At 71.5% G+C, this 13694-nt stretch carries 13 protein-coding genes and 1 riboswitch; of the genes, 4 read left to right on the plus strand and 9 right to left on the minus strand.

Annotated features, from left to right (window positions below; all coding sequences use genetic code 11):
- The 4 genes from AB0D67_RS18655 to AB0D67_RS18670 all read right to left on the minus strand — a co-directional run bounded on the left by AB0D67_RS18655 (position 1) and on the right by AB0D67_RS18670 (position 6353).
- Positions 1-831: an undecaprenyl-diphosphate phosphatase gene (locus tag AB0D67_RS18655; RefSeq protein ID WP_362936571.1), complete on the minus strand. Its 831-nt coding sequence runs from the start codon at positions 829-831 to the stop codon at positions 1-3.
- A 213-nt stretch (positions 832-1044) separates the two neighbouring features.
- A complete protein-coding gene (locus AB0D67_RS18660) occupies positions 1045-2544 on the minus strand; it encodes a M28 family peptidase (RefSeq protein ID WP_362936754.1) in 1500 nt (499 codons plus the stop codon).
- 241 nt (positions 2545-2785) lie between these two features.
- Positions 2786-4354, minus strand: a complete 1569-nt coding sequence (locus tag AB0D67_RS18665; protein ID WP_362936574.1) for a M28 family metallopeptidase — start codon at positions 4352-4354, stop codon at positions 2786-2788.
- Positions 4355-4598: 244 nt separating this feature from the next.
- A complete protein-coding gene (locus tag AB0D67_RS18670; protein WP_362936577.1) occupies positions 4599-6353 on the minus strand; it encodes a M20/M25/M40 family metallo-hydrolase in 1755 nt (584 codons plus the stop codon).
- A gap of 271 nt (positions 6354-6624) precedes the next feature.
- Here AB0D67_RS18670 and AB0D67_RS18675 point away from each other — a divergent pair, with 271 nt between their 5' ends.
- Entirely contained in the window at positions 6625-6813 is a 189-nt protein-coding gene (locus AB0D67_RS18675) for a PspC domain-containing protein (RefSeq protein ID WP_362936580.1), read from the plus strand.
- A 128-nt stretch (positions 6814-6941) separates the two neighbouring features.
- Positions 6942-7592, plus strand: coding sequence for a lipoyl(octanoyl) transferase LipB (gene lipB, locus AB0D67_RS18680; protein ID WP_362936583.1), 651 nt, complete (start codon positions 6942-6944; stop codon positions 7590-7592).
- Between the two features lie 5 nt (positions 7593-7597).
- Here lipB and AB0D67_RS18685 read toward each other — a convergent pair whose 3' ends face one another.
- Genes AB0D67_RS18685 through AB0D67_RS18695 form a run of 3 tightly spaced genes read right to left on the minus strand, consistent with a single transcriptional unit; the run spans position 7598 to position 9587 of the window.
- Positions 7598-8227 (minus strand): HAD-IA family hydrolase, encoded by a 630-nt coding sequence (locus AB0D67_RS18685; protein WP_362936586.1) that lies wholly within the window; start codon positions 8225-8227, stop codon positions 7598-7600.
- Positions 8163-8882, minus strand: coding sequence for a hypothetical protein (locus AB0D67_RS18690; protein ID WP_362936589.1), 720 nt, complete (start codon positions 8880-8882; stop codon positions 8163-8165). Before AB0D67_RS18690 ends, AB0D67_RS18685 begins: the two co-directional genes overlap by 65 nt.
- A complete protein-coding gene (locus AB0D67_RS18695) occupies positions 8883-9587 on the minus strand; it encodes a hypothetical protein (RefSeq protein ID WP_362936592.1) in 705 nt (234 codons plus the stop codon).
- A gap of 362 nt (positions 9588-9949) precedes the next feature.
- On the opposite strand from AB0D67_RS18695, the gene AB0D67_RS18700 reads away from it, so the two are divergent.
- Positions 9950-10918: a sensor histidine kinase gene (locus AB0D67_RS18700; RefSeq protein ID WP_362936595.1), complete on the plus strand. Its 969-nt coding sequence runs from the start codon at positions 9950-9952 to the stop codon at positions 10916-10918.
- Here the strand turns inward: AB0D67_RS18700 and AB0D67_RS18705 are convergent.
- Complete coding sequence (locus AB0D67_RS18705; protein ID WP_362936598.1) at positions 10802-11341, minus strand: STAS domain-containing protein; 540 nt, start codon at positions 11339-11341, stop codon at positions 10802-10804. The genes AB0D67_RS18700 and AB0D67_RS18705 overlap by 117 nt on opposite strands.
- A 48-nt stretch (positions 11342-11389) precedes the next feature.
- On the minus strand, positions 11390-12376 hold the full coding sequence (locus AB0D67_RS18710; protein WP_362936601.1) for an MBL fold metallo-hydrolase: 987 nt from the start codon (positions 12374-12376) through the stop codon (positions 11390-11392).
- Between the two features lie 286 nt (positions 12377-12662).
- Here AB0D67_RS18710 and AB0D67_RS18715 point away from each other — a divergent pair, with 286 nt between their 5' ends.
- The gene (locus AB0D67_RS18715) at positions 12663-13466 is read left to right on the plus strand and encodes an SAM-dependent methyltransferase (RefSeq protein WP_362936604.1); all 804 of its coding nucleotides are present in this window, start codon (positions 12663-12665) and stop codon (positions 13464-13466) included.
- Positions 13467-13601: 135 nt separating this feature from the next.
- Positions 13602-13684, plus strand: a riboswitch (ZMP/ZTP riboswitch).
- Positions 13685-13694: the final 10 nt, after the last annotated feature.

Below are 13694 nucleotides of genomic sequence, written 5' to 3' on the forward strand. Positions count from 1 at the left end.
CTACGCCATGGGGTTGAGGACGCCGGAGGAGACCAGGGCGATGATGGCGACGCCCAGGATGATCCGGTAGACCACGAAGCCGGTGAAGCGGTGGGTGCTGATGTACTTCAGGAACCACGCCACCGCGGCGTAGCCGACGAAGAACGAGATCACCGTCGCCAGGATGGTCGGCCCCCACTCGGGCGCCCGGCCCTCGCCGATCTTGAACAGCTCCAGGAAACCGGAGCCCAGCACGGCCGGGATGGCCAGCAGGAAGGAGTACCGGGCGGCCTCCTCCCGGCGGTAGTCGAGCACCAGACCGGCGCTGATCGTGCCGCCGGAGCGGGAGACGCCCGGGATCAGGGCCAGCGACTGGGCGAGGCCGTACACCAGGGCGTGGGTGAGGCTGAGGTTCTTCTGCAGCGTGAGCTTGTTGCGGGCGGTGCGGTCGGCCAGCCACAGGATCACACCGAAGACGATCAGGGTGGTGCCGATCAGGCGCAGGTCGCGGAAGACCGTCTCGATGCTGTCCTTGAACAGCAGGCCCAGCACGACGATCGGGATCGTACCGGCGATGACGTACCAGCCCATCCGCGCCGCGTGGTGGGACCGCAGGTCGGGCCGCCACAGCGACCGGGCCCAGGTGGAGATGATCTCCCAGATGTCCCGGCGGAAGTAGATCACCACCGCGGCCTCGGTGCCGAGCTGGATCACCGCCGTGAACGCCGCACCCGGGTCCTGCCAGCCCAGGAGCGCCGAGACGACCCTGATGTGGGCACTGGAGGAGATCGGCAGGAACTCCGTCAGCCCCTGTACGAGCCCGAGGACCACCGCTTCGAACCAGCCGATCAACTTGGTGCCTTTCGTCCCGGCGTGTACGTGCCGTAGGCGAGGCTAGCGGAGCTAGGAGGCTCCCGTGACCAGGACGCCGTCGCCGGGCGGCGCGGAACGGTGCGGCCCGTGAACACGGGTACGGCTCCCGCGAGGGGGCGGGAGCCGTACGGGGGGTCCTGCGAGCCGCGGGTATCCGCGGGGTCCTGCGGGCCCCGCGGATACCCGCGGGTTCTAGCGGGTGATCTTCACGTCGTCGATGCCGGCCTCGACGAGCGAGGCGGTGGAGGCGTCGGCGGCCTCGACGAGGATGCGGACGGTCTGCCCGGCGTAGGCGGAGACGTCCGCCTCGGCCGCGGCCCAGGCTCCGTTGCGGTTGGCCGCCGCGCCGAGCTGCTGGAAGACCTGGGTGGTGGTGGAGCCGACGACCTTGACGCGCAGGTAGTCGGCGCTGGAGGAGTTGGAGCCGTGCGCGAGGTACCACGAGAAGCCCAGCTTGAGCGGGCCGCCCGACGGCAGCGTGATCGGCGGCGACTGCACGGTGGTGGTGCCGCCGTCGAGGTCGTGGTCACCGGCCGAGGCCCCGGCCAGACGTCCGGTGACCAGGTCGTTCGTGCCGCTGACCGTGGTGCCGAGCTGCTTGGCGCCGCTGGAGGCGGTGGCCTCGGGGTCGCCGCGCTCCCACTGCCCGCTGGTGGCGGTGTCGGTGCCGGACGGGTTGGCGGTCCAGCCGGTCGCCGTCTCGAAGGTGTCGGAGTAGACCGTCACCGGCGGGGTGGCGGTGGCGATCGTCCACACGGCGTAGGCGATCGCGTCGGCGTTGCGGTTCAGCGCGGTGTCGTTGACGTTGGAGACGGTGTCGCACGAGCGGTGGTAGCAGGAGTCGAACGCCGCGCCCGCCGTGCCGCCCCACAGGCTCGCCTGGGCGCTCGACTTGATGCCCTCGGCCCCGGTGAACGTGCCGCCCGCCGGGATGCCGACGCTGATGAACGGCCCGTAGTCGGAGCGTCCGTCGAAGTCGGTGCCCCGGGTCGGCACGCCGATCGAGGCGAAGTAGGCGGCGAGCGTCGCCTCCAGCTGCGCCGAGCCGGCCGGGCCGGGGCCCGAGCCCACGCCGTCGGAGTTGTCGCCGTCGTAGATGAAGTAACCGGCGTTGGGCGAGGCCACCATGTCGAAGTTCAGGTAACCCTTGATCTTCGACCGCTCGGTGGACGGCAGGTTGTTCACGTAGTACTGCGAGCCGCGCAGACCCAGCTCCTCCGCGCCCCACCAGGCGAAGCGCAGGTGCTTGGACGGCGTCAGCCGCTGGCGGGAGACCTCCAGCGCGGTCTCCAGGATGGCGGCGCTGCCGGAGCCGTTGTCGTTGATGCCCGGTCCGGCGGTCACGCTGTCGAGGTGCGCGCCGACCATGAGGACGTCGTTCGCGTCGCCTCCGGGCCAGTCGGCGATGACGTTGTAGCCGGTCGCCCCGTTGTAGCTGAACGACTGCAGGGTGGTGGTGAAGCCCGCGCCGTCCAGGAGGTTCCTGACGTAGTTCGCCGAGGCGAGATAGCCGGGGCGGCCGTGGGCGCGGTTGCCGCCGTTGGCGGTGGCGATCGACTGGAGCTGGGTGAGGTGGGCCTTGACGTTCGTCAGCGAGATGTCCGGCGGGGCGGCCGCCGAGACGGCCGGTGCGGTGAGCGTCAGCGGGACGGCCAGGATCGCCGCCGCCCCGATGCTCCACAGTCTGCGCATCATGCTCCTCGGGTTGGGAGGTGAGGGGATCCCCCGATCGGCGCGCGCCTTCGTGGGGCGCGCGCCGTACAACCTGGTGGTGCGCCTGCGCGCCGCGGACGCGGCGCGTTCGGTGTGGTTCTGGTCCGGTCCGGTGCGCCGTGGGCACGGCGCGGGTGCGGCCCGGCGCGCCGCGGAGGCGACGCCCGGTGTGGTTCTGGTGTGGCCCGGCCGCGCCGTGGACGCGGCGCGGCCGGGTGGGTCAGCTCGCCGCGCCGCGGGCCGGGGTCCGCGCCGGGGCGGCGGCCTTGGCCCGGGCGGCGGCGTTCCGGTCGGGGATGCCGGTCAGGTCGTAGGCGTAACGCGCGGTCGCGTAGGCGACGGCCTTGGCGTTGCGGTCGAGGGCGGCGGCGTTGACGTTGGCGATGGTGTCGCACACGTCGTGGTAGCAGGGGTCGTACGGCTGGCCGACCGTGCCGCCGAAGCGGGCGGCCTCCTCGGCGGTCTTGATCCCCTCGGCGCCGGTGAAGATGCCGCCGGACGGGATGCCGTTGGCGATGAACGCGCCGTAGTCGGAGCGGCCGTCGAAGTCGGTCCCCTTGTACGACAGGCCGCGCTTGCCGTAGTACCGCTCGAAGACCTTCTCGATCCCGGAGGAGCCGTCCGGGCCGGGGCCCGAGCCCTCGGCGTCGGAGTCGTCGCCGTCGTAGAGGAAGGTGACGTCGTTCGGCGAGGCGATCATGTCGAAGTTGAGGTAGAGCCGGATCCGGTCCCGCTCGGCCTGCGACAGGCCCGCGACGTACTGGTCGGAGCCGAGCAGGCCCAGCTCCTCGCCGGCCCACCAGGCGAACCGCAGCCGGTTCTTGGTGGGCAGGTGCGCCGTCTTCAACGCGGTCTCCAGGATGGCGGCGCTGCCGGAGCCGTTGTCGTTGATGCCGGGACCCGCGGGGACGCTGTCGAGGTGGGCGCCGGCCATCACGACCTCGCCGGCGGCGCCGTACCGGGACTCGGCGATGAGGTTCTTCGCGTGACCGAGCGTGGTCTTGGCGTCCACCTTCAGGTGGACGACCGTGCCCGGGTCGCGGGCCAGGTCGAGGCCGACGGCGGTGCTCGTGATGACGATCGGGAAGCCGAAGCGCCATTCGCGGATGTCGAACCCGAACGGGTCGGTACGGCCGGGCTGGCCCTCGTTGAAGAAGATCACGCCGGCCGCGCCCGCGGCCTTCGCGTTCGTGGCCTTGTCGATGAACGCGCAGGTGCCGCGCTGGATGAGGGCGATCCGGCCGGGGACGAAGCCGGCGAAGTCGGAGCTCTCGCAGCCCGCGGTGGAGGTGTTGGGGACGGGCGCGGGCGGGATGACCGGGTCGACGACCTGGACCTCCGCGGTGACGTCCCCGCCGTCGGACGGGGTCACGGTGACGAAGTCGGTGGGGTTGGCGTACGTCTTCGCCTCGGGGGAGACCTTCTGCAGGACCGAGGGGGAGAACTCCTCCCACTTGACGGGGAACTCGACGTCGGTGGTGGACACCTTGTAGCCGGCCCGGGTCACCTTGTCCCTGATGTAGGCCAGCGAGGCGTCGTAACCGGGCGTGCCCACGGCCCGGTTGCCGCCGTTGGCGCCGGCGACGGCCTGGAGCGCGTCGAGGTGCTTCTTGACGTTCTGGCCCTTGACCAGGTGGGAGACGGCCTCCGCCAGGATGTCGGAGACGCCGGGCGCGGCGGGCGCGGCGGTCCCGGCCGTCGCGGCGGGTGCCGCGAGGGCGAGGGGAAGGGCGACGGCCGTGACCAGGACGGCCGTCCTGACCGTGCCGCGGCGTGACGTAAGGCGCATTGCGCTCCTCGGGAGGTGGAACGTGGAAGGTCCCCCGTGTGTACTAAGGCGGAACGTACCGTCATAAACGGTCCGCGCCTAGATCCTCCCGAACGGGGATGTGAAACGTTATGGGGGCGCCCCTGGTCGCCACGGTACGGCCCGCGCGGGGCCCCTCCCGGCCCCGCGTTGCGGCTCACTTCCCGGGGTGCGGCTCGCTTCGCGGGTACGGCTCCCGCCCGGCGGGAGCCGTACCCCGGGGTCCCTAGGGGAGCCGGTCGGATCCCCAGCGGATCCTGACGTCGTCGACACCGGCCTCGACGAGCGAGGGGGTGGCCTCGTCCGCGGCCTCGATGAGGATGCGGACGGTCTGACCGGCGAACTCGGAGATGTCCGTCTCCACGGTGGCCCAGACGCCGTCGCGGTTGGCGGGCTGGCCGAGCCGTTCGAACACCTGGCGCGTGGTGCGGCCGACGACCTTGATACGGAGGTGGTCGGCGTCGGTGGCGTTGGCGGCGTGCGCGAGATACCAGGAGAAGGACAGCTTCAGCGGGCCGCCGGCCGGCAGCGTGATGGGCGGCGACTGGATGCTCGTCCTGCCCCCGTCGATGTCGTTCGCGCCCGCGGACGACCCGGCCCGCCGCCCGGTGACCAGGTCGTTGACGCCGCTGGTCGTGGTGCCGAGCTGCTTGGGACCCTCATAGGAGGTGGCCTCGGGGCGGCCGCGTTCCCACCGGCCGCTGGTGGCGGTGTCGGTGCCCGCGGGATTGGTGATCCAGCCGGTCGCCGACTCGAACTCGTCCTGCCAGACGGCCTTCGGCGGCGCGCTCAGCGAGAGCGTCCACACCGCGTAGGGGATGGCGCCGGCGTTGCGGCCGAGCGCGGTGTCGTTGACGTTGGAGGTGGTGTCGCACTGCTGGTGGTAGCAGGAGTCGAACGGCCTGCCCGCCGTGCCGCCCCACAGCTGGACCTGGGTCAGGGACTTGATGTCCTCGGCCCCGCTGAAGATGCCGCCCACCGGGATGCCCGCGGCGAGGAACGAGCCGTGGTCGGACCGGGCGTTCAGCTGGACCTCCGCGACGGGCACGCCGATGGAGGCGTAGTAGGCCCGGAAAGTCCGCTCCAGCTCCTCGGAGCCCTCCGGGGCCGGGACCCCGGTGGTGTTGTCGGCGTTGCCGCCGTTGTAGACGAAGTAGCCGGGGTTGGGGGAGCCGATCATGTCGATGTTCAGGTACGCCTTGATCTTCTGGCGCTCGGCGGCCGTGAGGTTGTTCACGTAGTGGGCCGAGCCGCGCAGGCCCAGCTCCTCCGCGCCCCACCAGGCGAACCGAAGATGCCTGGTGGGCTTCAGCGCCCGGCGGGAGACCTCCAGCGCGGTCTCCAGCAGGGCGGCGCTGCCGGAGCCGTTGTCGTCGATGCCCGGTCCGGCGTTGACGCTGTCGAGGTGCGCGCCCAGCATGATGACGTCGTCGGGGTCGCCGCCGGGCCAGTCGGCGATGACGTTGTAGCCGGTCAGGCCGCCGTAGGTGAACGGCTGCAGGGTCGTGGTGAACCCGGCGCCGTCGAGGAGGTTCTTGACGTAGTTCGCCGAGGCGAGGAAGCCGGGGCTGCCGTGGGCGCGGTTGCCGCCGTTGGCGTCGGCGATGGCCTGGAACCGGGCCAGGTGCGCCTTGATGTTCGCCAGTGAGAGGGGCGGCACGGGCAGCGGGGTCGCCGTCGGCGGGGCGAACGTCGCCGGGGCGAACGTCGGCGGAGTGGGGGGCGGGATGAGCGTCGGCACCGCGATGTCCGGGGGAGCCGTCGGGGCCGGCGGGGCCGGCGCCGGGACGGCGTGCGGCGTCGTCGGGGGAGTGGCGCCCGGGGCTGTGACCGGGACGGCGACCGGGACGGCGTGCGGGGCCGCCGGGGGCGTGGCGACGGGCGGCACCGTCGGCGGGACGGCCGCCGAGACGGCCGGTGCGACGAGCACCAGGGGCACGGTGAGGATCGCCGCGGTTCCGGCGGCCAGGTGGTTGCGCATTCATGCTCCTCGGGTCGGAAAGGACGTGCGGGGCACTCCGAGGGGCGCGCACCCCCGTAAACCGTAAGCGGCGTAAAACCCCGAGGCGGGTCTGACGCGCCGGTCGGGAACGCGAAGGCGGACACGGGTTTTACCAGGTGAAGCGGGTCGCGTCCGGGAAAGGCGAGGCCGGCGCGACCCTGTCAGGGTTTTCTCAGGGTCGCATGGGGAACGTGGACGTCTCGGGCCCTCGTTGAACGGGGTGGAAACGACGACTCGGAAAGAGGAAGAAATGCACCGTTCGGTCAACCACAAGGTCATCGCCGGCGTCTGCGGCGGGATCGCGGAGAGCCTCGGCGTGCCGCCCACCCTCGTCCGGGTGCTGTGGCTGATCCTCTCGCTCCTCCCCGGGCCGATGTGGGTCGCCTACGTCGTGCTGTGGATCGTCATGCCGAAGGCCTCCGCGGCCCCCCGCTACTAGAAGCCCTCCGCTACTAGAAGCCGCCCGCTACCGGGAGCCGTCCGAACCGGAGGCCGCCCGAACCGGAGGCCGGCCGCCGACGGAGGGCGGCCGCCGACGGGACCCGCAGGGGAAAATATGCTGGGGGCATGAGGCAACGTCCCCTGTCGCTGATCCAGGACGAGCTGGTCGAGTACGAGAAGGCCATGGAGCGGATGACCGACCTGGTCGGCGGAAGGCAGCGCGACGAGCGCCCCGACGCCCTCTGGCTCCTCAGCCACCCGCAGGTGTACACCGTCGGGAAGCGCACGCTCCAGGAGCACCTGCCCGACCCGTCCCACGGCATCCCGGTGGTGACCACGGGCCGCGGCGGGCAGCTCACCTACCACGGCCCCGGCCAGCTCGTCGGCTATCTGATCGTCAAGCTCGACGAGACCGAGAAGATCGTCGACTACGTCCGGGAGGTCGAGCTGCGCCTCGTCCGCGCGCTCGGCGCGCTCGGCGTCCCGGCCGAGCGCCGCGACACCCCGCCCGGCGCCGAGCTGCTCACCGGGGTGTGGACCGTCGAGACCGGCCGGAAGATCGTCTCGATCGGCATGCGGCAGAGCCGCGGCGTGACCAGCCACGGGTTCGCCCTCAACGTCGAGGGTGACCTGTCCCCGTGGAACTGGGCGGTGCCGTGCGGCATGCCGGAGGTCGACATGACCTCCCTGAGCCGCGAGATCGGCTCCCCGGTCGGCATGGACCGGGTCCGGGCCGCGGTCGCCGAGGCGTTCGAGGCGTCCCCCGAGCCGGTCTGATCCCTTCAGACGGTTCCGAGATGGGTGACGGTCCGGTGGACCGGGACCTCCGGGACGCACGCCGCCCCGGTGCGGTTCACCCAGCAGAAGTCCACCCCGGCGGCCCGCGCGCAGGCGCCGTCGCTCGCCGGGGAGTCGCCGACCATCAGCGCGTCGCCGGCCTTGGCCTCCAGCAGGCCGAGGGCGTGGTGCAGCAGGTCGCCGTCGGGCTTGCGCATGCCCACCTCGGGCGCGATCACCACGTGCCGGAAGAACCCCCCGATACGGGTACGGCGTAGCTTGGCCCGCTGCACGTCGGCCAGGCCGTCGGTCACCAGGGCCAGCGGGAGGCGCCGCGCCAGCCGCCGCAGGGCGGCGCGGGCCTCGGGGAACAGGGCCACGTGCCGCCCGAGCGCGTCCTCGAACGCCGCCGCCACCCCGCGGGGGGCGCCCAGCCGTGCCCAGCGTTCCAGCCGGAGTTCCGCCAGCGTGATCCGGTGTTCGCGGTAGGCGGCCCAGAGCGGCTCGTTGGCGGCGTGGAAGGCCGTCAGGAACTCGGCGTGGTCCATCCGGAAGAACCGGCGGCGGACCTCAGCCAGCGCGGCGCGCTCCGTCCGGGCATAGTCGACCACCGTCCCGTCCAGGTCGACCAGCATCACCCGGTGCCGACCCGCCCTCGCCGAGCCCATCGCGCTCCGACAGCCGGAGGATCTCCTCGACCGCCGCCGCGTCCACCGCGTAGATGTGCGGAACGTCGACGAAGACCCTCATCGCCCCACAGCCCACTCCGAGGTCTTCGGCGACCTCGCCCTGGATACTACGCAGCGGCACGTAGTTCAGGTAGGAGGTGAGGGCGTTCTGTGACCGGAAGGCCGCGGTCATCGCCAGCCGCCCCTCGCGGAGCCGGAAGGCGAGGCTGGTCAGGCAGGGCACCGCGTCCGGCGGCTCGCCGGGGACGGTCAGGGAGATCCAGGCGCTCTTGGTGTACGGCTTGGCGCGCAGCACGCCGGCCGCCCAGCGGAGCTGGTCGACGCCGAGGAGCTGCCGGAGCCGGCCTCCGTAGCTGTACTTGAACGGCGGGATCACCACGCGCTCACTGAACTTCCTGGAGTACGGCGGGATCTTCCGGGCGTCGCCGTAGGAGCGCAGGATCGGGTCGTCCCAGCCGAGGCCGGTGATCTCGAACAGCGCCGGCGGGGCCTCGAGGACCGGGCCGCGGTCGTCCTCGGCGGGCAGGCCGTGGCGCCGCACGTGGCGCATCAGCCAGATCCACGTCTCCCCACAAGACGCGAATCTGAGGTAGTTGGGCATTCAGGTCTCCACGTTGGGGAAATGGTAGGGATTGTGGGGAAGCCTGCGGCGGCGGGAGACGTTCGCGCGGACGTAGTAGATGAAATAGTGGATCAGCGCGATCAGTCCGATGACCACCATGAGCAACGCCGGATTTGGATCGGCGCCCACCAGGCCGAGCACGCCGACCGCCATGTAGGCGCCGTTGACCACGGCGAGCATCATCACGTTGACGCCCGGCCAGGCGAGCGGCGCGTACGTCTCGGGATAGCGGGGGTCCACCGGCAGGTTGGGGGTCCAGCCCAGCGCGGACAGGTGGTCCTTGAGCTGGACGACGTAGAGCAGGCGGAAGTTGTTGATGGCGCGGGCGGTCCGCATGTGGGCGTTCACGGCCTCGATCAGCCGCAGGAACGGCAGCATGTTCAGCAGCCCGAACGCGGTGACCATCGCGAACAGGTAGCCCGGCACACCGTCCCACGAGGTCAGCGCCCGGGGGTCGATCACCTTCGTGCTGGCCAGCGCGATCGCGGCGGCGAACGGCGCCGACAGCAGGCTCATGGAGAGCCTGGTCATCTTGAGTCGTTCGTCCTTGGCGGAGAGGTAGACGTTGTAGGTCCCGGTGAAGTCGACGGCCACGAGCTGGAGGAAGTCCTTCGGCTCCACGGGCAGGTCGTCCAGCCGCTCGGGCAACGACTCCGCGGTCATGCGCGGCACCATTTTTCGCATGGGACCCACTTTCGCGATGTAGTGGACCGTCCCTGGTGACACGATTTTGACGCACCTGTCAGCGCCGCGCGCAGGGTTTCGCGACATCGTTCGAGAAGTTCTCTTTTTTCATTATTTTTCTTGTGTTTTATAGTTAATTCGGCCGACCGCTCCACGGCAGGTGTGCCTCCCCGCGCACGGGGCACGAGAACGCGAGGGTCGTCGTCCCGGGACTCCGGCTCGGGGATCGGAGACCGGGACGCCCGCCGGAGCCGGCTGTTCCGGCGGCGCGTCGTCCGGCGGCCCTCCGTGGTCGCGGCACCACGCATCCGGGCATCCGGGTATCCGGGCCGCCGCGGCCCCGCAAGGACGGGTTGGAGCCGATGGACATCACCGGGACACACGACACACTCACGGGATCCGCGAAGGCGCCGGGGCTGCACCACGAGCTCTATCTCTACTCCGGGGAGGCGCAGTTCCTCTCCGGGGCGCTGTCCTTCATCGAGGACGCCCTGACGGCCGACGAGGTCGTCCTGGTCTCCGTGCCCGAGCGGAGGGAGCGGATCCTGCGCGCGGCGCTTCCCGCCCCCGACCCTCGCGTGGCGTTCATGGACCCCTCCGGGCTGGGCCGCAACCCCGCCCGGCTCATCCCCGCCTGGCAGCGGTGGATCGCCGAGTGGGCGAAGCGGGGGCGGCCGGTGCGCGGCATCGGGGAGAGCGGCTGGGACGGGCGGAACGCCGCGGAGACCACCGAGCTGTGCTACCACGAGTGGCTGCTCAACGTGGCGTTCACCGCCGCGCCCGACTGGTGGCTGCTGTGCCCCTGCGACACCGCCGCGGTCGGCGCCGGGACCGTGCGGGAGATCGCCCGCTGCCACCCGTTCCTTCTGGAGGGGGGCGTCCATCGGGGACACGAGGCGTACAGCGCCGAGCCCTTCGCCTGGGACGAGCTCGAACCCGCCCCAGGCCCCTCCGAGGAGATCCCCTACGGCCCGGGGGACCTCGCCGCGGTCCGTGACGCGGTCGCCTCCCGCGCGGCGCCGTACGGGCTGCGGAGGGAGCGGCTCAAGGAGGTCCTCGTCGCGGTCACAGAGGCGGCCGCCAACAGCATCGTCCACGGGGGAGGGCACGGCACCCTCCGCGTCTGGACGTGGCGGGGTACGTTCGTGTGCGAGTTCCGTGACGAGGGAGTGATGGCCGACCCCATGGCCGGCCGCCGCCTCCCCGAGGCCGGCTCACTGGGCGGCCGGGGTCTCTGGCTGATCCACCAGCTGTGCGACCTGGTCCAGATCCGGTCCGCTCCCGGGACCGGCACGGTCATCCGGCTGCACATCGACCTCGATCCGTACTGATCCCGGTTCCGGTTCCGGCCGGCCGGGGTCCCGTTCCGGATCCGCGTCCGCCGCCGTCTCGAAACGCTCCACGGCCTCGGCCGTGGAGACCGCCGTCTCGAAGTAGGGCAGCAGGCCGGTGATCCTCAGCATGTGGAGCAGGGCGCTGGACGCGCCGGCCAGCACCATGCGGGTCCCGGCCTCCCGGCTCCGGCGCATGCCCCACAGCAGCCCGGCCATTCCGGTGGAGTCGCAGAAGGTGAGCCCGGCGAGGTCGAGGACGAGCAGCCCCGGCGGGCCGGAGCCGCGGTCCAGAGCCCGGGCGAGCTCTCGTTGGAACATCTGGGCGTAGTCGTAGTCGAGTTCACCGGTGGTACGGACGACGGTGACGACGCCGTACGAGTCCGATGATATGAGGAGCGCCGTCGCGCCTTCGGATGACATCAGGGGGCTCCTTAGACCCGCAGTTCACAGGGCGGGTATCCATCCGTCTTACCAGGTATACGGGCTGCGGGGCGGGGTATGACCGGTTTTTACAGCGATTCCTTGCCGTCCGCCATGGCCCGGAGCGCCGGCCGCGCCGCCTGCTGCGGCTCCGGTTCCTGAGCCGCCCGGGGCGCTGTCCGGGGCTTCGTCCGGAGCGTTGTCTGGATCGCTGTCCGGGGCGTCGTCCAGGGCGAAGCGGAGGTAGCGCTCCGCGGAGCGGCGCACGGCCGCGGCGCCGTCGGTGCGGACGACCCGTTTCCACCACCCGCCGTAGACGCGGTCGAAGCCGTACGGCTCCAGCAGCGACAGAGCCCGGCGGACCGTGCGGGGACGCTCCGGGATGAGGTTCGGATAGCTGTGCATGAAGCCCACCCAGCGGCGGTCGGGCACCACCTGGAGGATGTCGCCGGAGAACAGCGCGCCCCGGCCGTCCTCGCCGTCACGCCAGTGCATCACCTGCCCGCCGTCGAAATGCACACCCGCGTTGATCAGCGTGAGGCCGTCGGCGATCTCGTGCGTGTCGCCGTCCCAGAAGACGACCGACTCGTCGGGACGGGCCACCCACCGGCGGTCGGCCGAGTGGATGTGGATCGAGGCGTCGAATACGTGCGCCCACTCCACCATCGTGCCGTAGAAGTGCGGATGGCTGATCGCGATGGCGTCGATCCCGCCCAGCTCGTTCACCTGTCTGATCAGGTCGTCGTCCAGATGGGTGACCATGTCCCACAGCACGTTGCCGGACGGGGTGCGCACCAGCAGCGCCCGCTGCCCGATGGCCGTGGCCGGGTCGGTGCCCACCCCGAACACGCCCGTCCCCTCCTCGGCGACCACGGACCGGTGCCCGGCTCCGCGCAGCTCGCGCAGGGAGGTCCAGCGCTGCCCCTCCCAGCCGACGTACTGCCGCTCGTCCTCGCAGATCGGGCAGTCGTCACGCGGTCCGCCGTACTGGACCCCGCAGGTCACGCAGATCGGCAGATCGCTCACGTCGTCCACATCGTTCCTCCTCCGGCTCGCCGATGGATCCTCACCGCGACGGGGGCCTTCCAAACCGGGGCCGACGGCCTTCCCGGACGGGCCCCTCCTACCCCGGGAGGGCCGGTTCTCCCAGGAGGACCGGTTCCGGGCGACCGCCGCGCGGTCTTCACTCGGGCCGACGCCTGCTCCGGAGGCCGCGGGGGAATATGGGCCGGGAAAATGTGAGGGGTTCTCGGCTTTGGTCCGCCATAATCCTCGCCCGCTCCTTTATGATCGGCGGAAACGCGTGAAGGTGGGATGAGACGTGAGCGTTGTGCCCGAAGGGATCGACCCGGCGATTCCGAGCGCCGCCCGGATCTACGACTACCTCCTGGGCGGCAAGGACAACTTCGCCTCCGACCGGGCCGCGGCCGAGAAGCTCATCGAGCTCACGCCGAACGTCCGGGAGGGGGTCCGGGCCAACCGGCGTTTCCTGCGCAGGGCCGTACGGTTCATGGCGGAGCAGGGGATCCGGCAGTTCCTCGACGTCGGCGCGGGCCTGCCCACGCAGGAGAACGTGCACCAGGTGGCGCTGGGAGCCGACCCCGACTCCCGTACGGTTTACGTCGACAACGACCCCATCGTGCTCACCCACGGGCGCGCCCTGCTGGCCGAAGACCAGCGGACCATCGTCGTGGACGGCGACCTCAGGGAACCCGAGGCCGTCCTCGACGACCCCCGCGTCACCAAGCATCTCGACTTCACCCGGCCGGTGGGCGTCCTCCTGCTCGCCGTACTGCACTTCGTCCCGGACGACGACCTCGCCGAGCGGATCGTCGCGACGCTGCGCGGCCGGCTCGCCCCCGGCAGCGCCGTGGCGATCAGCCACCTGTCCTTCGGGGACCTCGACGAGAACAGCGTCCGCCAGGGGCGCGAGCTGTACACCCGGACCGCCGCGGGCTCCCCGACCCCCCGCACCCACGCGCAGATCCTGCGTCTCTTCGACGGCTTCGAACTGGTGGAGCCCGGCCTGACGACGACCGAGGACTGGCGTCCCGAGGCGAACGAGCCCCGCCTCCCCAAGATGCCCGGCGTCGACGGCTACAGCGGGGTCGGGCTGCTGCGCTGACGGACGCGCCGCCCCGGCCGGCCGCCGACCGGTCGAGACGACCGGCGGGGCCGACCGGCGCGGATGATCGGCGGGGTCGATCGGCGGGGTCGATTGGCGGGGTCGATTGGCGGGAAGGGCGTCGATCGGGCATCCTGGAGGCCAAGCGACTGGCGGCACGGGGATGGCGTCAACCATCGGGGAGCTCGTCGTGGGGGTCGACCGCCTGGGCACCCACTCCGAGGAGAC

It is taken from the genome of Streptosporangium sp. NPDC048047 (genome assembly GCF_040653115.1).
GTDB lineage: Bacteria > Actinomycetota > Actinomycetes > Streptosporangiales > Streptosporangiaceae > Streptosporangium.